Annotated in this window: 19 protein-coding genes; 9 read left to right on the plus strand and 10 right to left on the minus strand. The window is 61.5% G+C overall.

Going from position 1 to position 25,864, the window contains the following annotated elements; all coding sequences use genetic code 11:
• Positions 1-3 precede the first annotated feature (3 nt).
• Positions 4-3,294, plus strand: coding sequence for a DEAD/DEAH box helicase (locus B0E42_RS15245; RefSeq protein WP_077506759.1), 3,291 nt, complete (start codon positions 4-6; stop codon positions 3,292-3,294).
• Between the two features lie 216 nt (positions 3,295-3,510).
• Here the strand turns inward: B0E42_RS15245 and B0E42_RS15250 are convergent, their stop codons facing one another.
• Genes B0E42_RS15250 through mfd form a run of 3 tightly spaced genes read right to left on the minus strand, consistent with a single transcriptional unit; the run spans position 3,511 to position 10,242 of the window.
• A complete protein-coding gene (locus B0E42_RS15250) occupies positions 3,511-6,204 on the minus strand; it encodes a DEAD/DEAH box helicase (RefSeq protein WP_077506760.1) in 2,694 nt (897 codons plus the stop codon).
• An 11-nt stretch (positions 6,205-6,215) separates the two neighbouring features.
• On the minus strand, positions 6,216-6,782 hold the full coding sequence (locus B0E42_RS15255) for a CsiV family protein (protein WP_077506761.1): 567 nt from the start codon (positions 6,780-6,782) through the stop codon (positions 6,216-6,218).
• A 10-nt stretch (positions 6,783-6,792) separates the two neighbouring features.
• Positions 6,793-10,242, minus strand: coding sequence for a transcription-repair coupling factor (mfd, locus tag B0E42_RS15260; RefSeq protein ID WP_077506762.1), 3,450 nt, complete (start codon positions 10,240-10,242; stop codon positions 6,793-6,795).
• A 168-nt stretch (positions 10,243-10,410) separates the two neighbouring features.
• Between mfd and B0E42_RS15265 the strand changes: the two genes are divergently transcribed.
• Positions 10,411-11,874, plus strand: a complete 1,464-nt coding sequence (locus B0E42_RS15265; RefSeq protein WP_024617303.1) for a glyceraldehyde-3-phosphate dehydrogenase — start codon at positions 10,411-10,413, stop codon at positions 11,872-11,874.
• Positions 11,875-12,028: 154 nt separating this feature from the next.
• Here the strand turns inward: B0E42_RS15265 and B0E42_RS15270 are convergent, their stop codons facing one another.
• Positions 12,029-13,327 carry an MFS transporter gene (locus tag B0E42_RS15270; protein ID WP_018604875.1) on the minus strand — a complete coding sequence of 433 codons (1,299 nt, stop codon included), beginning with the start codon at positions 13,325-13,327 and terminating at the stop codon, positions 12,029-12,031.
• Positions 13,328-13,637: 310 nt separating this feature from the next.
• Here B0E42_RS15270 and B0E42_RS15275 point away from each other — a divergent pair, with 310 nt between their 5' ends.
• Together B0E42_RS15275 and sthA are read left to right on the plus strand one after the other, a co-directional pair.
• Positions 13,638-14,627 (plus strand): FAD:protein FMN transferase, encoded by a 990-nt coding sequence (locus B0E42_RS15275; protein ID WP_053178619.1) that lies wholly within the window; start codon positions 13,638-13,640, stop codon positions 14,625-14,627.
• Positions 14,628-14,838: 211 nt separating this feature from the next.
• Entirely contained in the window at positions 14,839-16,233 is a 1,395-nt protein-coding gene (sthA, locus tag B0E42_RS15280; RefSeq protein WP_003183399.1) for a Si-specific NAD(P)(+) transhydrogenase, read from the plus strand.
• Positions 16,234-16,275: 42 nt separating this feature from the next.
• Here sthA and B0E42_RS15285 read toward each other — a convergent pair whose 3' ends face one another.
• Complete coding sequence (locus B0E42_RS15285) at positions 16,276-16,998, minus strand: glycerophosphodiester phosphodiesterase family protein (protein WP_018604880.1); 723 nt, start codon at positions 16,996-16,998, stop codon at positions 16,276-16,278.
• Positions 16,995-17,591 carry a PilZ domain-containing protein gene (locus tag B0E42_RS15290; protein WP_018604881.1) on the minus strand — a complete coding sequence of 199 codons (597 nt, stop codon included), beginning with the start codon at positions 17,589-17,591 and terminating at the stop codon, positions 16,995-16,997. The genes B0E42_RS15285 and B0E42_RS15290 overlap by 4 nt, the downstream gene beginning before the upstream one ends.
• A 94-nt stretch (positions 17,592-17,685) precedes the next feature.
• On the opposite strand from B0E42_RS15290, the gene B0E42_RS15295 reads away from it, so the two are divergent.
• The 3 genes from B0E42_RS15295 (at position 17,686) to B0E42_RS15305 (ending at position 20,935) form a co-directional block, all read left to right on the plus strand.
• On the plus strand, positions 17,686-18,936 hold the full coding sequence (locus B0E42_RS15295) for a lipoprotein-releasing ABC transporter permease subunit (protein WP_053178621.1): 1,251 nt from the start codon (positions 17,686-17,688) through the stop codon (positions 18,934-18,936).
• A gap of 7 nt (positions 18,937-18,943) precedes the next feature.
• Entirely contained in the window at positions 18,944-19,627 is a 684-nt protein-coding gene (gene lolD / locus B0E42_RS15300) for a lipoprotein-releasing ABC transporter ATP-binding protein LolD (protein ID WP_162843734.1), read from the plus strand.
• 63 nt (positions 19,628-19,690) lie between these two features.
• Positions 19,691-20,935, plus strand: a complete 1,245-nt coding sequence (locus B0E42_RS15305) for a lipoprotein-releasing ABC transporter permease subunit (RefSeq protein ID WP_018604884.1) — start codon at positions 19,691-19,693, stop codon at positions 20,933-20,935.
• Positions 20,936-21,102: 167 nt separating this feature from the next.
• Here the strand turns inward: B0E42_RS15305 and B0E42_RS15310 are convergent, their stop codons facing one another.
• Both B0E42_RS15310 and B0E42_RS15315 read right to left on the minus strand, forming a co-directional pair.
• On the minus strand, positions 21,103-22,455 hold the full coding sequence (locus B0E42_RS15310; protein ID WP_053178623.1) for a heavy metal sensor histidine kinase: 1,353 nt from the start codon (positions 22,453-22,455) through the stop codon (positions 21,103-21,105).
• Complete coding sequence (locus tag B0E42_RS15315) at positions 22,452-23,132, minus strand: heavy metal response regulator transcription factor (protein WP_014339344.1); 681 nt, start codon at positions 23,130-23,132, stop codon at positions 22,452-22,454. Before B0E42_RS15315 ends, B0E42_RS15310 begins: the two co-directional genes overlap by 4 nt.
• A gap of 157 nt (positions 23,133-23,289) precedes the next feature.
• On the opposite strand from B0E42_RS15315, the gene B0E42_RS15320 reads away from it, so the two are divergent.
• Together B0E42_RS15320 and queF are read left to right on the plus strand one after the other, a co-directional pair.
• Entirely contained in the window at positions 23,290-23,835 is a 546-nt protein-coding gene (locus B0E42_RS15320) for a plastocyanin/azurin family copper-binding protein (RefSeq protein ID WP_053178624.1), read from the plus strand.
• Between the two features lie 61 nt (positions 23,836-23,896).
• On the plus strand, positions 23,897-24,727 hold the full coding sequence (queF, locus tag B0E42_RS15325) for an NADPH-dependent 7-cyano-7-deazaguanine reductase QueF (protein ID WP_013692631.1): 831 nt from the start codon (positions 23,897-23,899) through the stop codon (positions 24,725-24,727).
• A gap of 169 nt (positions 24,728-24,896) precedes the next feature.
• Here the strand turns inward: queF and B0E42_RS15330 are convergent, their stop codons facing one another.
• Both B0E42_RS15330 and B0E42_RS15335 read right to left on the minus strand, forming a co-directional pair.
• Positions 24,897-25,160 (minus strand): DUF4404 family protein, encoded by a 264-nt coding sequence (locus B0E42_RS15330; protein WP_018609983.1) that lies wholly within the window; start codon positions 25,158-25,160, stop codon positions 24,897-24,899.
• A 109-nt stretch (positions 25,161-25,269) separates the two neighbouring features.
• The coding region (locus B0E42_RS15335; protein ID WP_077506763.1) for a phosphatase at positions 25,270-25,864 on the minus strand (595 nt) is incomplete at its 5' end.

The following is a 25,864-nucleotide window of genomic DNA, read 5'->3' on the forward strand; positions in this document are numbered from 1 at the left end:
CCCATGACCCAGCCAATTGAGGCGCTTCTTGATACTGATTGGGGAGAAAGCTTCCATCAGCGTTACCTTGAGCGAGGGTTCGACTACGCCGAGAGAGCGCGAGTACGGATACTGCGGATAGATGAGCAATCGGTTCACGCCGAATGCGAGGGTGGCGGCGATAATGTTTATCAGCAGGTGATCGCGCTCACTCGTTATCGGGGCTACGACGGCGTTCGTTACGAATGTTCGTGCCCGGTCGGCGACAGCTGCAAGCACTGCGCTGCCGTCATGTTCCATTTGATGTGGAATCCGCAAGCGCTGGAGGCCGGCTCCGCCAGCGAGCGCCTGAGTTCTGAACTTGAAACCTGGATCAAGTGTATTCCCGAGTGGGACGCCGATTCGCTACCGAGCAAAAAAGACGCCGATGTCCGGATCTTCTACAAACTCAAGAAGACGCACTTAGGGCAGTGGCTTTTGGAACTCTTCAAGGGGCGCCAGCTCGATGATGGTTCCCTGAAGGATCTGAAAGCGTTTGGCCAACTGACGGACATGCTGAATCGTTTTCCGAATTATATGTCCGACGTCGACAAGCAAATTGGCCAGTCGCTTATCAGCAGTCAGCATTATCACAGCCAGAACAGCTTTCCGTTGCAAGGTCGCAGCGGCGCCGAAGTGCTGGCGCTGGCATTGCATTCCTCACGCTTGTTCCTGGATTTCGACCCGCCGCAGCCATTGGGCGCAGGTCCGCTAAAAAATGCGCAGTTTTTCTGGGCTGAGCAGGCCAATGGCAACTATCGGTCTCGGTGGCGCAGTGGCGATCAGGTACTGGATAACCTCCTGGTGCTTGAGCCGCTTCATTATCTGGATTTATCGCGCAGGGAACTTGGCCGGCTGTCCTATGAAATGGACGACAAATTGGCGTGCCATTTATGCCATGCGCCGGAGGTACCCGCTCGGGATGTCGTGCTTTTCAGCCATAGGATCAACGCTGTCGACCGACCTATCCCGCCGCCGAAAGAACTGACTGAGCGCATCATCGAAGGTGTTGAACCGCGAGCGGTGTTGACGTTGGGAAGTGCAATCAACTTCCGGCACTGGAAATCTGTTCCAGAACATCGCGCGGCACTGACCTTTATTTATGATGGTCATGTGGCGGACGACAAAGCATCCACCGAACTGTCGATCCTGTCCGGAACCGAAATTTTGCGCATTCAGCGTAAACCGGATGTCGAGCAGGCCTTTCGCACCGTTCTGCGTAAGGTAGGTTTCAAGAAAACCAGTCGCAAGAGCCTTGCGCTGGGGGACATCGGGGGTGAGCTATTTCAAATGGCGGATGACGACGCCTGGTTGGCCTTCATGGACAAAGGCCTGCCGCGATTGCGTGCCGCCAATTGGCAGATCGATATCGAAGCGGGTTTTCATTTCGATCTGCAACCGGTGGAGCAGTTGTACGCCGACATCGAGGAGTCTCCCGGTCGAGAGTGGTTCGATTTACAACTGGGCATTGTCGTGGATGGGAAACGGCACAGCCTGCTGCCGATCTTGCTTCATCTGCTTCGCTCAAGCCCCGAGATGATGGATCCGGACAACCTTGATCGGCGTGGTGATGAAGAGTTGATGTTGCTCGATCTCAACGGCGGAAAATTCGGGGCGGGTCCTGGTGTGAAGGTCGCGTTGGCATATGGGCGGGTCAAGCCGCTGATGGCAACGCTTGGTGAGTTGTACATGAAGGAGCACCGGGGTGACTCGATACGGTTGAATGCCTTTGATGCGGCCAGGTTGAATGTGCTTGAAAGCGTGCCATTGACCTGGCAAGGCGGAGAGCGGTTGCGTACGTTCGCCAAGCGATTACACAAGTCGACTCATGCTCATGTCCCGGCGCCGGCGGGGCTCAAAGCCACCCTGCGACCTTATCAACTGGAAGGGCTCAATTGGATGCAGACCCTGCGCGAGCTGGAAGTCGGCGGCATCCTGGGCGATGACATGGGCTTGGGTAAAACCTTGCAGACCCTGGCTCACCTGCTTTGTGAGAAGCAGGCCGGGCGCCTGGATGTCCCGGCGCTTGCAGTCATGCCCACCAGTCTGATTCCCAACTGGCTCGACGAAGCGGCACGCTTCACGCCGCAGCTCAACGTCGTGGCGCTTCATGGTGCAGCCCGGCAAAAAGATTTCGCCAGCCTTGCACAGTACGACCTGGTTCTGACGACTTATGCCTTGTTGCCGCGGGATTTGGAGGTGCTGAAACCCCAGGCCTGGAGTGTGCTGATTCTCGATGAAGCGCAGAACATCAAGAGCCCCACCAGCAAGGCCGCCCAGGCTGCTCGCGAACTCAATGCCCGGCAGCGCTTGTGCCTGTCCGGTACGCCCCTGGAAAATCACTTGGGCGAACTCTGGTCGCTGTTTCATTTCCTCCTGCCCGGCTGGTTGGGGGATAACAAAAGCTTCAACCGAGACTACCGGACGCCGATCGAAAAACATGGCAACAGCGAGCGAATGCACCATCTGACGGCGCGAATAAAACCGTTTCTACTGCGGCGTAAAAAGGAACAAGTCGCTACTGAGCTGCCACCCAAGACTGAAATCGTCCATTGGGTCGACCTCAGTGACGGGCAGCGGGATGTCTATGAAACTGTGCGTGTGGCCATGGACAAGAAAGTGCGCGACGAAATCGCTCGCAGCGGCGTGGCTCGTAGCCAGATTATCATTCTCGATGCGTTGCTCAAGTTACGCCAGGTCTGTTGCGACCTGCGGCTGCTCAAGACCGTACAGACCGCCAAAGCGCTACGTTCCGGCAGCGGCAAGTTGGTCAGTTTAATGGAGATGCTCGAAGAGTTGCTCAGCGAAGGGCGCAAAATTCTGCTGTTTTCCCAGTTCACCTCGATGCTGGCCCTGATCGAGGAGGAACTGCAAAAGCGCAGCCTGACCTATTCCTTACTGACCGGATCCACCACGGATCGCCGCACCCCGGTGAGGGAATTTCAGAGTGGCAAGGTGTCGCTGTTTCTAATCAGCCTCAAGGCCGGCGGTACGGGGCTCAATCTGACGGCTGCGGACACGGTGATTCACTTCGATCCGTGGTGGAACCCAGCGGTGGAAAATCAGGCGACCGACCGGGCTTATCGGATCGGTCAAAACAAGCCAGTGTTCGTCTACAAGCTGATTGCCCGAGGCACGGTGGAAGAGAAGATACAGGCGCTTCAGGAGGACAAGGCTGCGTTGGCGGGCAGCCTGCTGGATGGCGGCGCGACGGGTGGGTGGAAGCTTGAGCAGAGCGATATCGAAGCGTTGTTTGCACCGTTGCCCAAGACCTGATTCACCGGCACATTCACTGGCTATGTCGCCTGATAGTCAGCCATCGCGAGCAGGCTCGCTCCCACATTAGAACGGGCCGGGCTCCGGCTTTGTGGGCGCGGCAAATCCCCTGTGGGAGCCGAGCTTGCTCGCGATGGCGGTAGTGCAGCCAACATCTGTGTAAGCAGACCCACCGCCATCGCGAGCAAGCTCAGCTCCCACAGGAAACGGTGTGAATCAGCGCTTCTCGAGTTTGTCCGGCAGCGGCGCGAACAATGCTTCGATATCGTCGCTTTGCAGTTTCCAATCCCCGGCCACGCGTCCGTCCAGTACGCCGGCCGCGAGGTCGGATTTTTCCTTTTGCAGCAGCTGGATCTTCTCTTCCACCGTGCCTCGGGCAATCAGCTTGTAGACGAATACCGGTTTTTCCTGGCCGATGCGGTAGGCGCGGTCGGTCGCCTGGTTTTCGGTGGCCGGGTTCCACCACGGGTCGTAGTGAATCACTGTGTCGGCCTCGGTCAGGTTCAGGCCTACACCGCCAGCCTTCAGGCTGATCAGGAAGATCTGACGCTTGCCGCTCTGGAATTCCTTGACGGGCGTGCGTCGGTCGCGGGTCTGGCCGGTCAGGAGGGCGTAATCGACGCCGCGTTTCTTCAGCTCATCTTCAATCAGCGTCAGCATGGACGTGAATTGGGAAAACAACAGCACCCGGCGACCTTCTTCAAACAGCTCTTCGAGCATTTCCATCAAGCTGTCGAGTTTGCCCGAGGTGCTGCCTCGGGCGGGCAGGGTGGCGTCGTTGATCAGGCGCAGGTCGCAACACACCTGGCGCAGCTTGAGCAGCGCTTCGAGAATGATGATCTGGCTGCGGGCCACGCCTTTGCGGGTGATCTCGTCGCGGACCTTCTTGTCCATCGCCAGGCGCATGGTTTCGTAGACGTCCCGCTGGGTGTCGCTGAGTTCGACCCAATGGATGATCTCGGTCTTGGGCGGCAACTCCGTCGCCACTTGCTCCTTGGTCCTGCGCAGCAGGAAAGGTTTTATCCGACCGTTGAGGTGTTGCAGTCGTACATCGCTGCCGCGCTTTTCGATCGGTACACGGTAATCGCGGTTGAAACTCTTGACGTCCCCGAGCCAGCCCGGCAGCAGGAAGTGAAACAGCGACCACAATTCGCCCAGGTGATTTTCCAGGGGCGTGCCGGACAGGCACAGCCGTTGGCGGGCGTTGAGCTCCCGGGCGGCCTGGGCGGCTTTGCTGGTGGGGTTCTTGATGTACTGGGCTTCATCGAGGATCAGCACGTGCAATGGCTGCGCGGCGAGGCGCTCGACATCCTTGGGCAGCAGGGCATAGGTGGTGAGGACCAGGTCGTAATCGGCCAGTCGGTCGAAGTGTTTCTTGCGTCCGGCGCCGTAAAGCGCCAATACCTTGAGCTGCGGCGTGAAGTGAGCGGCCTCGTCGAGCCAGTTGGGGATCAGGCTGGTCGGCATGACCACCATGCACGGTCGGTCCAGGCGTCCGGCGTGTTTTTCGCTGAGAATGTGCGCCAGGGTCTGTAGGGTTTTGCCTAGGCCCATGTCGTCCGCGAGAATGCCGCCGACTTCCAATTTCCTGAGCGATTGCATCCAGCTCAAGCCTTCGAGTTGATAAGGCCGCAGCGTCGCGTTCAGGCCCTCGGGCGCGGTGGCGGTGTAATCCTTGATATCCCGCAGGCGTTGCGCCAGGCCGCGAATGTGTTCGCCACCTTCCCAGGTCAGCGGCATGTCCTGCAGCGGGTTCAGGCGCAGGGCGTCCGCGCTGTTGAGGCGCAGTTTGGTGGTGCCGGGCTCTTGCAGGTAGAACTCGCCCAGGGTCGCCAGCACCGGCTTCAGTCGGCCATACGGCAGGGCCACCTGCTGCGGGCCGAACTCCGAGTTCGGGCGGTTGGGCAGGTTGACCAGAATGAGTTCGTCGTCCCGACGCCGGGCCAGGCGTTCCGGATTGAACAGTTCGATGTGCGAGCGCATCAGGTTCAGCAGGATCGGCAGCAGGCTCAGGCGTTCACCGTTGACGATGATCCCCAGTTCCAGGTCGAACCAGTCCCGCTCCGGCGTTTCCTCGACGGTGGCGTACCACTCGTCCACTGCCGTCAGGTCGAAGCCGAAGTCCTCGTCGATCTGCAATTCCCAGCCTTGGCTGCGTAGTTTCGGCAGGTCGTTGAGGGTGAACGTCAGCCAGGCGCTGTCATTGATCATTTCGTACAGCTCGCCAGCGCTTTCCGGCAGGGCCTTGCTTTGTCGGGTCGCGACCTTGAAGCCGAGGATTCGCAGCTGTTCGCGGTAGGACTGTTCCACATCGGTGTGGCGTTTTATCCGCAGCGTCTGGGTTTCCTGGCGAATCAGCACGTCGGTGTTGCGCTGGCCGCTGACGTATTCGTCCAAGTAACTGAACGACAGCGCGGCGCGGTGTTGAATGTAGCGCTGCATCTTGCCGTTGCGCGGCTCGAAGGCGCTGAACTCGATACTGGCCAGCCACAGCCGCGGCACCGGTTGCACGTTGTCCACCAGCACTTGTGGCGGGGCCTTGGGGCTGCGGTTGTCCAGCACGGCCTGGAGTTTCTCCAGCAACTGCGCGTCTTTTTCGGCGGCCGGGTAGGCCAGGGTTTCCTGGACTTGCAGCAACACCGCCGCGCAGTGCTTGCAGTTGATGCGCACTGGGCAGGAGCACGCGGCTTCGAGCAGAATCAGCGCGCCCTTGGCTGACTCTTTAAGGCGAATGGTCTGACGGTAGACGTTGCCGCCAGAGCCTTCGCAACTGGCGGTGATGGTGCTGTCGCCGGCCTCGACGATCCTGACGCGGTTTTCCAGCGCATAACGGCGCCCGCGCTCCAGGCTCTGTTCCTTGAATCGATTGACCCAGGAAGATGCCAGGGGTTTGCTCAGGGGCGAGGGCATAGGCGCGCCAATCAGTCCGGAATGACTTCAGGTGCCTGCCGTGGTGCGGGCGCGGTCAACGAGGTGATCTTGATCAGCAGGCCAAGATGCCCGTTGTCGAGGAAGTTCAGTTGGCCATTCTTGGTGTGGCTCTGCTGCTTGAGGCGCTCGCTGGAGGTGACCAGGCCATTGGCGTTGATCTGGTTGATCCAGAAGTCGGCATCCACGTCGGTGAAGCGGCCCAGCTTCAGTTCCAGGGTGCCCTCGATGGGGAATTGCCCGAACTGTTCGGCGCCGTCGCTGATGGCAACTTTGCGCCCCTGTTCACCGAGCGTCTGCTGCCAGGCCTTGTGCATCAACACGGTGTATTGGCCGCTGGCGGTGAGTTTCTCGACGATGTGGCCCAGGGCCGGCGTGCGCTGGCTGTCCGCGCCCAGGCGTTGCGCGCCGGCGTCCCAGTCTTCCGGTGCGGCGCGGCTGATAATCGCCGGCTCGGCATTCTGGCGCACCAGAATCATTTCAACCTGATACAGGTCGTCGGCAAACGCCAGGGGGGCGACCAGGGTCAACAACAAGGTCAGTGAGCGAAACAGGCGCATGGGGCGTCCTTCAAGCAGTGGTCGGAGTGAGGCGCTCGAACAGCGCTTCTACGGTATTGAAGCGCTCTTCCGCGCGCTCCATGGGCACCATGAATTTAAACATCGTGGCACCTTCGAACTTGTAGCGTTTGGGCTGGCCCTGGATCAACTTGATCAGCACCAGTGGATCGACCGGCGTCTGGGCCTCGAACTCGATCCGGCCGCCGTTGGGGCCGCCGTCGACTTTCTTGATGCCCAGTTGTTCGGCCTTGAGCTTGAGCAGCGTGGTGCGCACCAGGTTCTTGGTTGGTTCCGGCAGCAGGCCGAAGCGGTCGATCATTTCCACCTGCAGGTCCTTGAGGCCTTCCTCGTCGCTGGCCGAGGCGATGCGCTTGTAGAGGATCAGTCGCGCGTGGACGTCCGGTAGGTAGTCTTCCGGGATCAGCGCCGGCACCCGCAGGTTGATTTCCGGCCCACCGCCCAGGGGTTGGTCGAGGTTCGGTTGTTCGCCCTTGCGGATCGACTTGACCGCGCGTTCGAGCATTTCCATGTACAGGGTGAAGCCGACGGCCTGGATCTGGCCGCTCTGGCCGTCGCCGAGCAGTTCGCCGGCGCCACGGATTTCCAGGTCGTTGGTGGCCAGCACGAAGCCGGCGCCCAGGTCCTGGGTATTGGCGATGGCTTCCAGGCGCTTTTCCGCATCCGGGGTGATCTGCTGGCGCGGTGGCGTCAACAGGTAGGCATAGGCCTGGTGGTGGCTACGCCCGACTCGGCCGCGCAACTGGTGCAGCTGGGCCAGGCCGAATTTGTCGGCACGCTCGATGATGATGGTGTTGGCGCTCGGCACGTCGATGCCGGTCTCGATGATGGTCGAGGCGATCAGCACGTTGAAGCGCTTATGGTAGAAGTCGCTCATCACCTGTTCGAGTTCACGCTCACGCATTTGTCCGTGGCCGATGCCGATCCGCGCTTCGGGCACCAGTTCGGCCAGGTCGGCGGCGCATTTCTCGATGGTCTTCACGTCGTTGTGCAGGTAATAGACCTGGCCGCCACGCAGCAACTCACGCAGCAAGGCTTCCTTGACCGTGCTTTTGTTCTGCTCCATGACAAAGGTGCGCACCGACAGGCGCCGGGCCGGCGGCGTGGCGATGATCGACAGGTCGCGCATGCCCGACACCGCCATGTTCAGCGTGCGCGGGATCGGCGTGGCGGTCAGGGTCAGGATGTCGACTTCGCTGCGCAGGGCCTTGAGCTGTTCTTTCTGGCGCACGCCAAAGCGGTGCTCTTCGTCGATGATCACCAGCCCCAGGTTCTTGATCTTCACGTCGTCCTGTAGCAGCTTGTGCGTGCCGATGACGATGTCGATCTTGCCCTCGGCCAGGTCGGCCACGGCGGCGTTCACTTCCTTGGTGGATTTGAAACGGCTCATCACTTCCACGGTCACCGGCCAGTCGGCAAAGCGGTCGCGGAAACTGTTGTAGTGCTGCTGGGCGAGCAGGGTGGTCGGCACCAGGATCGCCACCTGCTTGCCGCCGTGCACGGCAATGAACGCGGCGCGCATCGCCACTTCGGTCTTGCCGAAGCCCACGTCGCCACACACCAGCCGGTCCATGGGCTTGGGCGCGAGCATGTCGGCGCGCACGGCTTCGATGGTGGTCTGCTGGTCGACGGTTTCTTCGAACGGGAAACCGGCGCTGAAGGTTTCGTAGTCGGCTTTCGGGTCGGCGAAGGCGTAGCCCTCGCGGGCCGCGCGGCGGGCGTAGATGTCCAGCAGCTCGGCGGCCACGTCGCGCACCTGTTCGGCCGCCTTGCGCTTGGCTTTCTGCCAGGTTTCCGAGCCCAGGCGGTGCAGCGGGGCCAGGGCGTCGTCGCTGCCGGTGTAGCGGGCGATCAGGTGCAGGTTCGCCACCGGCACGTAGAGCTTGGCGCCCTCGGCGTATTCCAGGGTCAGGAACTCGGCGGCCTGGCTGTCGATTTCCAGCGTCGCCAGGCCCAGGTAGCGGCCCACGCCGTGGTCGATGTGCACCACGGGCGCGCCTTCGCGCAACTCGGTGAGGTTCTTGATGACAGCGTCGTTGGCGGCGTCGGCGCGTTTTTCGCGACGGCGGCGCTGCATGACGCGCTGGCCGAACAAAGGACTTTCGGCCACCAGTGCCAAGGCTGGGTGATCCAGGACCAGGCCGTCGTTCAGCGGCGCGATGGTAATCGCCAGGCGATCCTTGCCGGCGACGAAGTCCGGCCAGCTGTCCACCGTCTTCGGTCGCAGCTTCAGGCGCTCAAGCAGCTCCAGCAGCACTTCGCGACGACCCGCGGATTCGGCGGTGAACAACACGCGACCGGGGAATGCATCGAGAAAGCCAGCCAGTGCCGCCAGGGGCTGCGTGGCCTTGGCTTCGATGGCCAGGTCCGGCAACGCCTTGGCCGGGAAACGTTCACGGCCGACGCCGGTTTCCACGTCCTGCTGGCTCGCCACCACCCGTGGCCAGCTCTTGAGGCGGGCAAAACAGTCTTCCACCGGCAGGAACAGCTCGGCCGGCGGTAATAGAGGCCGGGAAGGATCGACGCGACGTTCTTCGTAGCGGTTGCGCACGTCGTTCCAGAAGTTTTCCGCAGCCTGTTCGATGCCCGGCAGGGAAAACACCTGGGTGTCCTGGGGCAGGTAATCGAACAGGGTGGAGGTTTCTTCGAAAAACAGCGGCAGGTAGTACTCGATGCCGGCGGGCGTGATCCCGCTGCTCAGGTCCTGGAAGATCGGGCAGCGCCGGAAGTCCACATCGAAGCGCTCGCGAAAGCGGGCCTTGAAGCGGGTCACGGCGTCTTTCTGCAGCGGGAACTCCTTGGCCGGCAACAGGCGGATCGACTGCACTTTATCGATGGACCGCTGGTTTTCCGGGTCGAAGGTGCGCAGGGTTTCGATTTCGTCATCGAACAGGTCGATGCGATAAGGCAGTTTGCTGCCCATCGGGAACAGGTCGATCAAGGCGCCGCGTACCGCGAACTCGCCGTGTTCGTACACCGTGTCGACACAACGATAGCCACTGGCCTCAAGGCGGGTACGCATTTGCTCGACATCAAGCTTCTGGCCGATGTCCAGCACCAGGCTGCTGCCCAGCAGGAATTGGGTCGGTGCCAGGCGATGTAGGGCTGTGGTGATCGGCACTACCAAAACGCCATGACTGAGTTCCGGCAGCCGATAAAGGCTGGCGATTCGCTGGGAAATGATGTCCTGGTGCGGCGAAAACAGATCGTAGGGCAGGGTTTCCCAGTCCGGGAAATGCAAGACCGGCAAATCCGGAGCGAAGAAACTCAGCTCCTGTTCCAGCCGCTCGGCGCTTTGGCTGTCGGCGGTCAGCAGCAGGGTGAAGCGCTTTGCAGCGCTGGCAGCCTCGGCGATGGCCAGGCTCAGGGCGGCACCGGGCAGGTTGCCCCAGTGCTGTTTACCTGCCGCGGCAGGGAGAAGCGGAAGACGCAGAACGGGCACGGAAGATTGAGCTCCAGCATTGCGACAAAGTCGACAATTGTAGCGGGGGAAGGGGGCTGCTGTCAGTCGCAGACTACCCGGGCAGACAGGAAAACCACGGTGCGACAGGCGCGCATTGCTCCGCCGAGGACTCGGCGGCATAATGTAGCCCCTTTTTTCAGCCCCTACATGTGGAAGGTTACCGTGACTCAGAAGCCCGACCAGTGTCTTGGTGAATGGATTGATCGTGAAGCTCTCGCAGAAGCGATGATCCCTCTCATCGGTCAGCTCTACCGCAATAACAACGTGGTGAGCTCGATCTATGGCCGCAGCCTGATCAACCAGTCTGTCATCGCGATCCTCAAAGCCCACCGCTTTGCGCGCCACCGTTCTTCCGACGACAGCGAACTCTCCGTCCACGAAACATTCCCCCTGCTCAAAGCCATGAGCGAGCTCAAGCTCGGCTCGGCTTCGGTGGATCTGGGCAAGTTGGCGTTCAAGTTCCGTAACGAAGGCAATGGCCGTAGCGCCGAGCAGTTCGTTCGTGAAGAGATGGCCGATGTGGTTGGCCAGCAGAACGTTTCGGCTCGCAAAGGCACTGACGTGGTCCTGTACGGCTTCGGTCGTATCGGCCGTCTGCTGGCGCGCATCCTGATCGAAAAAACCGGTGGCGGCGACGGCCTGCGCCTGCGCGCCATCGTGGTGCGCAAGGGCGCCGAGAACGACCTGACCAAACGAGCCAGCCTGCTGCGTCGTGATTCGGTCCATGGTTCGTTCAACGGCACCATCATCATCGATGAAGAGAACAACACCATTCTCGCCAACGGCAACCTGATCCAGGTGATCTACGCGAAGAGCCCGACCGAGGTGGACTACACCCAGTACGGTATCAAGGACGCACTGCTGGTGGACAACACCGGCGTATGGCGTGATGCCGAGGGCCTGGGCCAGCACCTGGCCTGCCCGGGCATCGACCGCGTCGTGCTGACTGCGCCTGGCAAAGGCAAGCTGAAGAACATCGTTCACGGCATCAACCACGGCGAAATCACCGCTGACGACAAGATCGTCTCCGCTGCTTCTTGCACCACCAACGCCATCGTGCCGGTGCTCAAGGCGGTGAACGACAAGTTCGGCATCGTCAACGGTCACGTCGAAACGGTTCACTCGTACACCAACGACCAGAACCTGATCGACAACTTCCACAAGGGCGACCGCCGTGGCCGCAGCGCCGCGCTGAACATGGTCCTCACCGAGACCGGTGCTGCCACCGCCGCTGCCAAGGCCCTGCCTGAGCTGGCTGGCAAGCTGACCGGCAACGCGATCCGTGTGCCGACGCCGAACGTGTCGATGGCCATTCTCAACCTGAACCTTGAGAAAGCCGCCACCCGTGAAGAAATGAACGAGTACCTGCGCTACATGGCGCTGCACTCCGACCTGCACAAGCAGATCGACTTCGTCAATTCCCAGGAAGTGGTGTCCACCGACTTCGTCGGCTCGCGCCACGCCGGTGTCGTGGATGCTGAAGCGACCATCAGCCAAGACAACCGCGTTGTTCTGTACGTCTGGTACGACAACGAATTCGGTTACAGCTGCCAGGTGGTTCGCGTGATGGAAGACATGGCCGGTGTAAACCCGCCAGCCTTCCCGCGCTAAGCTTTAGCCGCTTGTGAAAACGCCCCGACTTGTCGGGGCGTTTTTGTATCTGGAGGTTTGTGTTGGCTGGGCCGGCCTCTTCGCGAGCAAGCCCGCTCCCACAGGATGTACGCGGACAAACTGTGGGAGCGGGCTTGCTCGCGAAGGCGATCTGTCAGGCGCCGCCTACTACAGAGGCCTGCGCTGTCCGCAGTGCATGCCGATTGCCCTTGAACAGCACCAAGGTCGCAATCAACCCCAGCACCGCCGCACCACTGAGCCATATCCCCGGCGCAGCCTTGTTGTCGAGTACATGAATCAGGTAGGTACAAGCCGCCGGGGTAAACCCGCCGAACGTCGCTGTTGCCAGGCTGTAGGCCAGGGAGAAACCGGTGGTGCGCACCTCGACCGGCATGATTTCCGTCAAGGCCACGACCATTGCACCGTTGTACGATCCATACAGGAACGACAACCACAGCTCGACGATCAGCAAATGGCTGAAACTGGGGTTCGCCACCAACCAGGACAGCGTGGGATAGGCGGTGAGGATCGCCAGGACCGTCGCACCGAGCAGCAGGGGTTTACGTCCGATCTTGTCGGAAAACGCCCCCATTACGGGCAGCCAGAAGAAATTCGACAAGCCGATGCACACCGTGACCAGCAGTGCATCCACGTCCGACAGGTTCAACTCGGCCTTGCCGAAGGTCGGTGTGTAGGCGGTGATCAGGTAGAACGACACCGTGGTCATCACCACCAGCGCCATACCGGCCAAGACGATACCGAAGTTCTGACCGATGGAACGGATAATTTCCGCCAGGCTGGGACGATGTTTTCTCGCTTGGAACTCAGGTGTTTCTTCCAGCGAACGACGGATCATGAAGATCGCCGGGACAATCATGCAACCCACCAGGAACGGTACGCGCCAGCCCCAATCCCCCATTTCCTGGGGACTCAGCCAGTGATTGAGGCCCACCCCCAACAGGCCGGCGAACACCACGGCAGCCTGTTGACTGGCGGATTGCCAACTGACAAAGAAGCCCTTGCGCCCCGGCGTCGAGATTTCCGCCAGGTAAACCGACACGCCACCGAGTTCCACGCCGGCGGAGAAGCCTTGCAGCAATCGGCCCAGCAGCACCAGCAAGGGGGCCGCCACGCCGAGGACAGCGTAGCCCGGCACGCAGGCGATCAGTATGGTGCCCATCGCCATCAGCGCCAGGGTGATGATCAAGCCTTTGCGACGGCCGTGGCGGTCGATGTAGGCACCGAGAAAAATCGCCCCGAGGGGCCGCATCAGGAACCCGGCACCAAACGTGGCCAGGGACAGCATCAGCGAGGCGAACGCGCTGTCGGCGGGGAAGAACGTCTTGGCGATGGCCGTGGCGTAGAAGCCGTAGACCATGAAGTCGAACATCTCCAGGAAGTTGCCGCTGACAACGCGAAAAATCGCCTTGCCGTTGCTCGTGTTGGAAGACATGTGTAGGTACTCGCTCTGGCAAATCTTGTATGAAGGCGCTGCACCCGGTGTGAACCTGGGAACCTGGTACTTGGGAGCTTGGGAGCCTGGGAGCCTGGGAGCCTGTGGAAGCCTGTGGGAGCAAAGCTTGCTCGCGATGAACGATGACGCGGTCTTGCAGCTAAACCGTATCGCCTGCATCGCGAGCAAGCTTTGCTCCCACAGGGCTCCATTGGCTTCCACAGGTTTTTTGCATGCGCTGGGGTTCATAATGGCCGGCGCGGTTTTGAGGGGAGATGAAGATTTGTTAACTGGACGATGGATAGGGCTTGTGGTGCTGGCCGGCGTGTTGTCGGGTTGCGGCAACGGCGACACCCTGGAGCGCTTCGGCGGCCCGACCATGGGCAGTCATTATTCGATTCAGTACGTCAGGCATTCCGCCGGGCCCACTGCGAAAACGGTGCAGGCCGAGGTGGAAAGCATCCTTGCTGAAGTGGATCGGCAATTCTCGACCTATCGCAGCGACTCGGACATCGAGCGTTTCAACGCGCTGCCGGCCAACAGCTGTCAGGTCATGCCTGGCCCGGTCCTGGAGTTGGTCCGCGTAGGTGAGCAGTTGTCGGTTCAAAGCGACGGCTCCTTCGACCTGACCGTGGAACCGCTGCTGAACCTGTGGGGCTTCGGTCCCCAGTCTCGCGAAGAAAAAGTACCGACCGCCGAAGCCTTGACCTTGGTGCGCCAGCGCGTCGGTCATGGTCATTTGCGCATCGAGGGCGACCGGTTGTGCAAGGACACTGCGGTGGAAGTCGACTTCAACAGTGTCGCTGCGGGCTATGCCGTCGACCGCATCGCCGCCAGGCTCCAGGCCCTGGGTATCGACAGTTACCTGGCCGAAGCCACCGGAGAACTCAAGGCCGTCGGGCGTAAACCCGATGGTTCGGCCTGGCGTATCGCCCTGGAAGAACCCCGGGACGATCGGCAAGTGGCCGAGCGTGTCATCGAGGTCAACGGCTACGGGGTTTCCACCTCGGGCGACTACCGTAAATATTTCGAACAGGGCGGCAGGCGTTATTCCCACACCTTTGATGCTCGTACTGGTGCGCCGGTCCTACATAACCTGGCGTCAGTCACGGTGATTCATCCTTCGGCGTTGATGGCCGATGGACTATCGACGCTGTTGCTGATTCTCGGTCCTGAACGGGGTTGGGACTATGCCGAGAAACATGGCATTGGGGTATTTTTCGTGTTGCGCGATGGCAATGGCTTTGTCACACGTACCAGCGATGCGTTTGAGCGCATAAGCAGCGGAAAAGCCCAATGATGACAGCGTCATGAAAGGCGACCTGTGGCGAAATAGCGCAGGCAAAACTAGCCTACGACGCGACCAAGGGGTAATGTGCGCGGCGTTGACGCTTCTATAGACTGTGGCCGGGCTCGTGAACCGGCCCCAAATTGTTCCTTCATGCCGCGGGCCGGCATGATTTAGCCGTCGGTGCCAAGTGAGGCACAGCGGCCTGTTCTGAGGAGTACGCATGGCTGTCTACAACTACGACGTGGTGGTACTGGGCTCTGGCCCGGCGGGGGAAGGCGCGGCAATGAACGCGGCCAAGGCAGGGCGCAAGGTGGCGATGGTCGACAGCCGTCGGCAGGTCGGCGGCAACTGCACCCACTTGGGTACCATCCCGTCCAAGGCCTTGCGTCACTCGGTCCGGCAGATCATGCAGTTCAACACCAACCCGATGTTCCGGGCCATCGGCGAGCCGCGCTGGTTCTCCTTCCCGGACGTGCTCAAGAGCGCCGAGAAGGTGATCTCCAAGCAGGTGGCCTCGCGCACCGGTTACTACGCCCGCAACCGCGTGGACGTGTTCTTCGGCACCGGCAGCTTTGCCGACGAGCAGACGGTCGAAGTGGTCTGTGGCAATGGCGTGGTCGAGAAGCTGGTGGCCAAGCACATCATCATCGCCACCGGTTCGCGCCCGTATCGTCCGGCCGACATCGATTTCAACCATGCACGTATCTACGATAGCGACACCATCCTGAGCCTGGGTCACACCCCGCGTAAGCTCATCGTCTACGGCGCTGGCGTGATCGGTTGCGAATACGCCTCGATCTTCAGCGGCCTGGGTGTGCTGGTGGAACTGGTGGACAACCGCGGCCAGTTGCTGAGCTTCCTGGACTCGGAAATCTCCCAGGCCCTGAGCTATCACTTCAGCAACAACAACATTACCGTGCGCCACAACGAAGACTACGACCGCGTCGAAGGCGTCGACAATGGCGTGATCCTGCACCTCAAGTCCGGCAAGAAGATCAAGGCCGACGCCTTGCTCTGGTGTAACGGTCGTACCGGCAACACCGACACCCTGGGCCTGGAAAACATCGGCGTGAAGGTCAACAGCCGCGGCCAGATCGAAGTCGACGAGAACTACCGTACCTGCGTGCCGAACATCTACGGTGCCGGTGATGTGATCGGCTGGCCGAGCCTGGCCAGTGCCGCCCACGACCAGGGCCGTTCGGCTGCTGGCAGCATTGTCGACAACGGCAGCTGGCGCTTCGTCAACGACGTGCCGACCGGCATCTACACCATTCCGGAGATCAGCTCGATCGGCAAGAACGAGCAGGAGCTGACCCAGGCCAAGGTGCCGTACGAAGTGGGCAAGGCCTTCTTCAAGAGCATGGCGCGGGCGCAGATCGCCGGCGAGCCGCAAGGCATGCTGAAGATCCTGTTCCACCGCGAGACCCTGGAAGTGCTGGGCGTGCACTGCTTCGGCTACCAGGCGTCGGAGATCGTGCACATCGGCCAGGCGATCATGAACCAGCCCGGCGAATTGAACACGTTGAAGTACTTCGTCAACACCACGTTCAACTACCCGACCATGGCCGAAGCCTATCGGGTAGCGGCCTATGACGGGCTCAACCGGCTTTTTTGAGCGGCTCCGGCCGGTGGCCTGAGCCGGCCGGGGAGACCGATTTCAGCAATTCTCGAGGGTGGCAGTGGCCAAACCGGGAAAGTCTGTAATCAGGCTGTCAGCGCCAAAGTCGGCGAGCCTGCGCATCAGCGCGGGCTCGTTGACGGTCCACACCGACACATGCAGCCCCTGGCGCTGCGCCTTGACCAGGCGTTCCGGCGTGCACAGGGTCCAGTTCAGCGCCAGAATCTCGCAGCCGTAACTCTGGGCGACCTTCAACGGGTCGAGCCAGGCGTATTCGGCCACCAGTCCGCGGGAGATGTCCGGGGTCAGGTCCAGGGCTGCCTTGAGCACTTCCCGGGAGCTGGACGTGATGGTGATCTTGTCCAGCAGCCCGAAACGCTGGGCCATTTCGCGGATGCCCAGCACCGTGGCGGCGGCGCGGGTGCGCGAGGCGCTCTTGACCTCCAGTTGCCAGTGCTCGAAATCACACTTCTCGAACAACTCCTCAAGGCGTGGGATCGGGCACGGCTTGATCCAGCCCGGGCCACCCTTGCGCGCATCGTAGGTCACCAGCTCGGCGGCGGTATGCTCGACCACTTTGCCCCGGCGATCGGTGGTGCGCTTGAGGGTCGGGTCGTGGATCACCATCAACTCGCCGTCCATCGAAAGGTGCAGGTCCAGCTCGCAACGGCGTACGCCGTGCTTGAGGCACTCCTGAAAACCGGTCAGGGTGTTTTCCGGCGCTTCGCCCTTGGCGCCGCGGTGGCCATAAATGAGGGTCACGGTTCTTCCTTATTGATACCTGAGTCGTTCTGTTCCCGGGCCAGGCGACGCTCTTGCGCCTGTTTCTGCAGGATGTAGCGGGCCAGCAACTGGCGCTGGGCGTCGGTCGGGCGTTCAAACTCGGTGCCCACGTCGTAGCCGTCGCCCTTGGGGTCGCAGTGGGTGACCCGCGCCCGCAGCAACAAGCCGAGGGCCTGGGGCATCAGCACCAGTTTGACCGACAGGTGCGCGCCCACCGCGATGGGGGTAGGGGACTGGAAGTCGATACCGCCTTCGGAAATGATCACCGGTTGCGGTTCGCCGATTTCGCCGAGCGCAGTGAGGGCAATGACCTGGCTGAGCAGGTCGATGCGTTTGTTCATTGCCTTGAGGTACGCCGCGATGCTGCGTTCGCGCTCGCTGATCTGGCGTAGCAGGTGCTGTGATTCGAATTCGCTCAGGTGCAATTCACTGAGCAGATTGAACAATGGAGAAGCATCCTGCAACACTTCCTGGCCAGCAGCTTCAGGAATGGACAGGGGCCGAATTTCCAGTGCGATCGTGTCCTCGATACGGTAGTATTCGCGGCGATCTTCTTCATCTAATGTCGACATGGCGAACCCATGGTAGCGGCGGTGGTCTGAGTGTAAAGCTGGTTTGTGACCCCCGCCACAAGGACGTTCCTTTTCCCTCCGAACAAGCCCCGACATGTTCAGACCTCTCTTCGTATTTATCGGCACGCGTTATACCCGTGCAAAGCGTCGCAATCATTTCGTATCGTTCATTTCCCTGACGTCCATCATCGGGCTGGCCCTTGGCGTGGTCGTGATGATCGTCGTGCTCTCGGTGATGAACGGCTTCGACCATGAGATGCGCACCCGCGTGCTGGGCATGGTGCCCCACGCGACCCTCGAATCCGGCGAAGCCATCAGCGATTGGCCGAGCCTGGCCGCCAAGGTCAAGCAGAACCCGCAGGTGCTGGCCGTTGCGCCGTTCACCCAGATGCAGGGGCTGCTGACCAACGACGGCAAGGTGTCAAAGGTCTTGCTCAATGGCATCGACCCCGGGCTCGAGCGGCAGGTGTCGATCATCGACAACTTCATGCAGCAGGGAAAACTCGACGACCTGGCGCCAGGCAGTTTCGGCATCGTCATCGGCGACAAGGCCGCGGCCAAGCTCGGCGTTGCCATCGGCGACAAGCTGACCTTCGTCGCCCCGGAGGTCACCGTGACCCCGGGCGGCATGTTCCCGCGCATGAAACGCTTTACCGTGGTCGGCATTTTCCATGTCGGCGCCGGCGAGCTGGACGGTTACCTGGGCGTCACCAACCTCCAGGACCTGGCGCGCCTGCATCGCTGGAAGCCGGATCAGGTCCAGGGCCTGCGGTTGAAGTTCGATGATCTGTTCCAGGCACCGCGTGTTGCGTGGACCATCGCCCAGCAGCTTGGCGATGACCGTTACTACGCCCGGGACTGGACCCGCACCCACGGCAACCTGTACCAGGCGATCCGCATGGAAAAAGCCATGATCGGCCTGCTGCTGTTGCTGATCGTTGCCGTGGCGGCGTTCAACATCATCTCCACGCTGGTGATGGTGGTGAACGACAAGAAGGGCGACATCGCCATCCTGCGCACCCTCGGCGCCACGCCGGGGCAGATCATGCGGATCTTCATGGTCCAGGGCACGGTCATCGGTGTGATCGGTACGTTCGTCGGCGCCCTGGTGGGGATGTTCGCCGCGCTGAATGTCAGCGCCGCGATTGCCGGACTGGAAGGCCTGATCGGGCACAAGTTTCTCAACGCCGACGTGTACTTCATCGACTACCTGCCATCGCAATTGCAGGCCGATGACGTGTTGATGGTCTGCGGCGCCGCGTTGGTCCTGAGTTTCCTCGCCACCCTGTATCCTGCCTGGCGTGCCGCGCGCACCCAGCCTGCGGAGGCGTTACGTTATGAGTGAGTCGGGCATGAGTGAAAAAGCAATCTTGAGCTGCCGCAACCTGGGCAAATCCTACGAGGAAGGCCCGGAGTCGGTGGTGGTGTTGTCGGGCCTGCAACTGGAGTTGCATCCTGGCGAGCGCGTGGCGATTGTTGGCACCTCCGGGTCGGGCAAAAGTACCTTGCTCAACCTGCTGGGCGGCCTGGATACGCCAACCGCCGGCAGTGTCTGGCTGGCCGGCGAAGAACTTTCGGCGCTGAACGAGAAGGCCCGTGGCCTGCTGCGCAACCGCTCCCTGGGCTTCGTCTACCAGTTCCACCATTTGCTGCCCGAGTTCACCGCGCTGGAAAACGTCTGCATGCCGCTGTTGATCGGTCGCACGGCGATTCCTGAGGCCCGTCAGCGCGCCACGGCGTTGCTGGAGCGGGTAGGGCTGGGGCATCGCCTGGAGCACAAGCCGGCCGAGCTGTCCGGTGGTGAGCGCCAGCGCGTGGCGATTGCCCGGGCCCTGGTCAACAAGCCTGGCCTGGTGATGCTCGACGAGCCGACCGGCAACCTCGACTCCCACACCGCCCAAGGCATCCAGGATTTGATGCTGGAGCTCAGCACGTCGATGCGCACCGCGTTCCTGGTGGTGACTCACGACATGAACCTGGCCCGGCAGATGGACCGCGTCCTGCACTTGCAGGAAGGTTGCCTGACGCCCATCTGACCGACCGAAACCCGGTACTTGAAACACGTGCCGGGTCTTTTATTTTCATACGGTGCCCCGCGAATGTTCAGACCGTTATCGATTTTTATCGGCACGCGCTATACCCGCGCCAAGCGCCGCAATCGCTTTGTTTCGTTCATCTCCATGACCTCGATGATCGGCCTCGCCCTGGGTGTGCTGGCGATGATCGTGGTGTTGTCGGTGATGAACGGCTTCCAGCGCGAAATGAGTTCGCGCATCCTCGGCATGGTGCCCCACGCTACCCTCGTCGGCGTCAATCCGATCGACGACTGGCAGCCGGTGGCCGCCGCGGCGCTGAAAAATCCTGAAGTCATCGCTGCCGTGCCGTTTACCGAGATGGAAGGGATGCTGAGCCATAAGGGCTCGATGCAGCCGATCCAGATCAGCGGCGTCGATCCGGCCCAGGAAGGCAAGGTGTCCATCGTCGCCCAGCATATCGTCCAGGGGCGTCTCGATGCCTTGAAACCAGGCGAGTTTGGCGTGGTGATTGGCGAAATCACCGCCCGGCGCTTTCGCTTGAACGTCGGCGACAAAATCACCCTGATCGTGCCGGAAGTCAGCACGGCCCCCGGTGGCATCACCCCACGGATGCAGCGGCTGAATGTGGTGGGTGTGTTCAAGGTGGGCGCCGAGCTGGACGGCTCCATGGCGCTGATCCACCTGGCCGATGCTGCACAGATGCAGCATTGGCAGCCGAACCAGGTACAAAGCGTGCGCCTGGCGGTGAAGGATTTGTACGCGGCGCCCAAGGTCTCCGGTGACATCGCCACCGGCCTGGGCGCGGCCTACAAGGCCGACGACTGGACCCACACCCAGGGCAGCCTGTTCAGTGCCATGAAAATGGAAAAAACCATGATCGGCTTGCTGTTGCTGATGATCGTCGCGGTGGCGGCGTTCAACATCATCGCCACCCTGATCATGGTAGTGAACGACAAAGGCGCGGACATCGCGATCCTGCGTACCATCGGCGCCACGCCGCGGCAGATCATGGCGATCTTCATGGTCCAGGGCACGGTGATCGGCGTTGTCGGCACGCTGATTGGCGGCGTGCTGGGGGTGATCGCGGCGCTGAACGTCAGTGCGCTGGTGGGCTGGCTGGAACGGGTCAGCGGCCAGCACATCTTCAGTTCCGACGTGTACTTCGTCAGCAACCTGCCGTCGGAGCTGCAGCGTGGCGACGTGGTGCTGATCTGCTCGGCCGGGTTCATCCTGAGCTTCCTCGCCACCGTGTACCCGGCGTGGCGTGCGGCGAAGATCGAACCGGCGCAGGCGTTGCGGTATTCCTGATACGACACAGACCTCTGTGGCAGAAGGGCTTGCTGAAGACTCCGCTGTGGGAGCAAGGCTTGCCCGCGATGCAGGCGACGCGGTCTGCGGGGGAAACAAGGCGTCTGCATCGCGGGCAAGCCTTGCTCCCACAGATATGTTCCTTCGCCACAGGGGGGGCGTCGGACTTAATCCCTCTTCGGCAATTCGATCAGGAACCGCGTCCAACCATCGGCCGATTCACAGCGAATCTGCCCGCCATGGGCGCGGATGATCGAGCGGGTGATGGCCAGTCCGAGTCCCGCGTGTTCGCTGCTGCCCTCCTGGCGAGCCGGGTCGGCGCGGTAGAAGCGGTCGAACAGGCGCGGCAGCAAGTGCGCTGCAATCCCCTCGCCACTGTTTTCCACGCTGATGTTCACCCCTTGAGCCTCATCGACAATGCGCACCCGCACTTCGCCGCCAGCGGGGGTGAAGCGCAGCGCATTGTCCAGCAAGTTGGAGAGCGCCCGACGCAGCATGTTGCGGTCACCCTCGATGCGGCTCTCGCCCTCGCGGCTCAAGCGTACGTTGGCGTCTTCGGCCAGGGGCGCGAAGAAGTCCAGCAGCACGTCCACCTCTTCGGCCAATTGCAGCGGTTCGCGATTGAGCGCCAGCAGGCCGTGGTCGGCCTTGGCCAGGTACAGCATGTCGTTGACCAGTTGCGCCATCCATTGCAGTTCTTCGAGGTTGCTGTGCAACGCCTCGCGGTAATCCTCCAGGGGCCGTTCGCGGGTGAGGGTGACCTGGGTGTGGGTCAGCAGGTTCGACAGCGGCGTGCGCAATTCATGGGCGATGTCGGCAGAGAACGCTGAGAGCCGCTGAAACGCATCGTCGAGGCGTCCGAGCATGGCGTTGATGCTGTGGGCCAATTCCGCCAGTTCGGCGGGCATTTGCTCTTCGGGCAGTCGGGCGTTGAGGGAGCGGGCCGAGACGTTGCTGGCGATGGCGCCCATGCGCCGCAAGGGGCGCAAGGCCCGCCGGGCGGCCCAGGCACCCAGCAGGGCGGTGGCCAGGGCCGAGAGGCCGACGGTCAGCCAGATCAGGCGCTGCATGCGTTGCAGGAAGTGCTGGTGGTGGGTGATGTCCAGCAGCAGGGTCAGTTGCGGCGAATTGGCTCGGTCGGGATACAGCGGGGCATTCAATACGCGGTAATCGGTGTCGGCATCGCTGAGGGTCGACAGGCCGGGCCGCTCTGGCAATTGCGCTGGAATCCGGATCGAGCTGTCGTACCAGCGCACACCATCGCTGCCCTTGATGCGCAGCGCCAGGTCGGCCTGGCGGCTCAGTTCATCTTCCAGGCGCGCCTGGGTCTGCTCTGCGTCGAGGTCTTGCAGGGCCCGGCGCAGGCCGATCAGCTTGCCTTCGAGCAGTTGCTGGTCCAGCTCGATGAAGTGCGCCTCGCTGCCACGGCTGAACAAGACCCCGGCGAACAATGACACCACCGCGGTGCAGGCGGCGAACAGCAGCGCCAGGCGACTGCTCAGCGACCACCGCCCCCTCACAGGGCGCGCTCTTCAAGCACATAGCCCATGCCCCGCACGGTGTGGATCAGTTTGCTGGGGAAGTCGTCGTCAATCTTGATTCGCAGGCGTCGTATCGCGACTTCGATGACGTTGGTGTCGCTGTCGAAATTCATGTCCCAGACCTGGGACGCGATCAGTGATTTGGGCAGCACTTCGCCCTGGCGGCGCAGGAGCATTTCCAGCAAGGCGAATTCCTTGGCGGTGAGGTCGATGCGCCGCCCGCTGCGTTCGACGCGGCGACGGATCAGGTCCAGGCGCAAGTCGGCCAGCTGCAGGCTGGTTTCCTGTTGCGTCGAACTGCCTCGCCGCAGCAGGCTGCGTACCCGCGCCAGCAACTCGGAAAAGGCAAAGGGCTTGACCAGGTAATCATCGGCGCCCAGTTCCAGTCCGTGTACCCGATCCTGTACCGCGTCCCGCGCGGTGAGAAACAGTACCGGCGTATCCAATCCGGCCCCGCGAACGGCTTGCAGGATCTGCCAGCCATCGCGGCCGGGCAACATCACGTCGAGGATCAGCAAGGCGTATTCACCGCTCAAGGCCAGTTGCTGGCCGGTGATGCCATCGGCCACCAGGTCGGCATTGAACCCGGCCTCACTCAGGCCTTGGCGCAGGTATTGGCCGGTTTTGGTTTGGTCTTCGACGATCAGCAGTTTCATGGGCAGCTCAGGGCATGGTTTGAACGTGGGCGTTATACCGCGGCGGCCGGGGCCGTGGCACAACCTGACAGAGTTGTAATGCAACTGTCAGTCAATTGGCAGCCGCACCGATCTAGAGTCTTGGGCAAGTTGAACCTTACCTTGTCGGAGTATGAACATGTTGATGGTAAACCGTCTGATCCTGGCCGCCTCTGCGTGGGTATTGAGTAGCTCGTTGTGGGCGTCGCCCGGTGCGCACTTTGATTTCGGCCAGCCCGCACCGGCGGCCAAGGCCAGTCGCACCATCGAGGTGGTGATGGGCGACATGTCGTTCAATCCCGGTACGCTGGATATCAAGGCGGGCGAGACGGTGCGGTTCGTACTGATCAATAAAGGCCAGTTGTTGCACGAATTCAACCTCGGTAACGCCGCGATGCATGCCCAGCACCAGCAGGAAATGCTCAAGATGCAACAGAGCGGCATGTTGACGCCGACCGGGATGAAGCCGGGAATGGACCATGCCTCGATGAATCCGGCCTCGATGGGACACGGTGGTAAAGACGGCATGATGCGTCACGACGACGCTAACAGCGTGCTGGTTGAGCCGGGCAAGTCCGCCGAGCTGACCTGGGCTTTTGGCAAGGCTACCCGGCTGGAATTTGCCTGCAATGTCCCCGGTCATTACCAGGCCGGGATGAAGGGCAACCTGACAGTCAGTCAGTAAGCACTCAAAGGCTGCGGCAAAGGCTGATAGAATCGGCTGATTCTTCAGTCAGGTTTCCGTCATGCATCCCGCAGCCGAACATTCGCCGCTGGGCAAATCCAGCGAATACATCGCCACGTACACGCCGTCACTGCTGTTCCCCATCCCGCGCACGGCGAAATGGGCGGAACTGGGCCTGACGGCCGAGACCCTGCCGTACAAAGGCGTGGATTTCTGGAACTGCTTCGAGCTGTCGTGGCTGCTGCCATCCGGCAAGCCGGTGGTGGCCATCGGTGAATTCGCGATCCCGGCGGATTCGCCGAATATCATCGAGTCCAAATCCTTCAAGCTGTACCTCAACTCCTTGAACCAGACCCCGTTCGCCGATACCGCGAGCCTGGAAGCGACCCTGCGCCAGGACCTGTCGGCGGCTGCCGGCAAAGCAGTGGGCGTGCGGATCCGCAGCCTCAAGGACGTGGAACGTGAAGGCATCGTGGCGCTGCCCGGTACGTGCATCGACGATTTGGACATCAGCGTCGACTCCTACGCGCACCCGCGCCCGGAACTGCTGCGTTGCGATGCTTCGCGCATCGTCGAGCAAAGCCTGCACAGCCACTTGCTCAAGTCCAACTGCCCGGTGACCAGCCAGCCAGACTGGGGCAGCGTGGCGGTGGAATATCGCGGCGCGGCCCTGGACCCCGCCAGCCTGCTGGCCTACATCGTCAGCTTCCGCCAGCATTCGGATTTCCATGAGCAGTGCGTGGAGCGGATCTTTCTCGACCTGCAGCGCTTGCTCAAGCCGGAGAAACTGACGGTGTACGCGCGGTATGTGCGCCGGGGCGGGCTGGATATCAACCCGTATCGCAGCACCGAAGACGTCCAACTGCCGAACCACCGCCTGGTCCGCCAATGAGTATCTAATGTGGGAGCGGGCTTGCTCGCGAAGGCGGTGTATCAGTCGACATCCATTTGGCTGACACACCGCCTTCGCGAGCAAGCCCGCTCCCACAGGGGATTGCATTTCAGGTCGTGAAACTAAAAAGCCCCGCTAGCGATAGCAGGGCTTTTTGCATTTAAAGGGTTCAGATCCCCATATTGCCCAAGGCTTGCACGATGTTGCGCAAGGTCCCGGCAAGGGTGGGGTGTTCCACCTCGAAGCGTTCGACCGCCAGGTTCACATTGTCGGCGAGGTTGTTGTCCGGCGCTTTGGTTTCCAGCTCAAGCTCAAGTTCGATCTTTTGCATCAGCGCGTGCAGGTCATCGCGCTCGACTTCGGAAAGTGGTGGATTCTGTTCCAATTGCTCGCGCAGTTTGTTGAGCTGTTCTTGCAGTTCGCGGGCAGGCATTGGCGTACTCCCTTTATTGATAGGCACAGCCATGGACCGCGACGCTGGGTCAAAAGTCCGTGGCTTGCCTTAAGAGTAATCCACACTCACGCTCCCTGCATGATCCCGGTCATGGCTTCTCGCCTTTGAGTCGGCGCAGGCTGATGTCCGCCAGGCAAGTGTCGAGTTCGCCCAGGTGATCGATCACCGAATGCACCCCCAGGCCGAACAATTGCACGGTGGCCTTGGCGCGCTTGGTTTCCCGCTCCTGTTGGCTCAGCGCCTGCCATTCGCCAGGCGCCAGGCCACACAGCGAGCCGCAGGACGCCAGGCCGATGGTCCACAAACCGGCGTTGAGCCCCGACTGCAACAACCGGGGTTCGCCACTGACCAACACGCAACCGTCCAGTTGCTGGACATTGAGCGCCATCAGCGCCTGCCAGCAGGCATGTGGCGCTGGCCAAGGATTATTTGTTGCTGGAAGTTGCGGCGATTTGATCCACGTCGGCAATGAGGTCGCCAGGGCATGGCTGACGGCAGGTGGCAATTCGTCGAGCCAGGCGCAGGGGATTTCCTGGCGCTGCAAGTGGTGCAAGCTCTCAAGGGCGCCCGGTGTCGGCTGTGCATGCTCATCCGGCGCTGCCCCTGGCTGACGGATGCGTGCGCCGAAATCCACCAGGCATCCGCTCAGGCCAAACAGGACGGCGGTCAGGCTGGCGGCGGGG

The organism is Pseudomonas sp. A25(2017) (genome assembly GCF_002001065.1).
In the GTDB taxonomy this organism is placed as follows: Bacteria; Pseudomonadota; Gammaproteobacteria; order Pseudomonadales; family Pseudomonadaceae; genus Aquipseudomonas; species Aquipseudomonas kilonensis.

Bases quoted from the DNA above. Each gene is read 5' to 3' on its own strand.
- B0E42_RS15320 (WP_053178624.1), top strand. From the start codon at position 23,290: ATGTTGATGGTAAACCGTCTGATCCTGGCCGCCTCTGCGTGGGTATTG.
- B0E42_RS15290 (WP_018604881.1), bottom strand. From the start codon at position 17,591: ATGTCGACATTAGATGAAGAAGATCGCCGCGAATACTACCGTATCGAG.
- B0E42_RS15255 (WP_077506761.1), bottom strand. From the start codon at position 6,782: ATGCGCCTGTTTCGCTCACTGACCTTGTTGTTGACCCTGGTCGCCCCC.
- B0E42_RS15330 (WP_018609983.1), bottom strand. From the start codon at position 25,160: ATGCCTGCCCGCGAACTGCAAGAACAGCTCAACAAACTGCGCGAGCAA.
- B0E42_RS15250 (WP_077506760.1), bottom strand. From the start codon at position 6,204: ATGCCCTCGCCCCTGAGCAAACCCCTGGCATCTTCCTGGGTCAATCGA.
- B0E42_RS15270 (WP_018604875.1), bottom strand. From the start codon at position 13,327: ATGTCTTCCAACACGAGCAACGGCAAGGCGATTTTTCGCGTTGTCAGC.
- B0E42_RS15265 (WP_024617303.1), top strand. From the start codon at position 10,411: ATGTGGAAGGTTACCGTGACTCAGAAGCCCGACCAGTGTCTTGGTGAA.
- B0E42_RS15295 (WP_053178621.1), top strand. From the start codon at position 17,686: ATGTTCAGACCTCTCTTCGTATTTATCGGCACGCGTTATACCCGTGCA.
- lolD (WP_162843734.1), top strand. From the start codon at position 18,944: ATGAGTGAAAAAGCAATCTTGAGCTGCCGCAACCTGGGCAAATCCTAC.
- B0E42_RS15305 (WP_018604884.1), top strand. From the start codon at position 19,691: ATGTTCAGACCGTTATCGATTTTTATCGGCACGCGCTATACCCGCGCC.
- B0E42_RS15245 (WP_077506759.1), top strand. From the start codon at position 4: ATGACCCAGCCAATTGAGGCGCTTCTTGATACTGATTGGGGAGAAAGC.
- queF (WP_013692631.1), top strand. From the start codon at position 23,897: ATGCATCCCGCAGCCGAACATTCGCCGCTGGGCAAATCCAGCGAATAC.
- B0E42_RS15315 (WP_014339344.1), bottom strand. From the start codon at position 23,132: ATGAAACTGCTGATCGTCGAAGACCAAACCAAAACCGGCCAATACCTG.
- sthA (WP_003183399.1), top strand. From the start codon at position 14,839: ATGGCTGTCTACAACTACGACGTGGTGGTACTGGGCTCTGGCCCGGCG.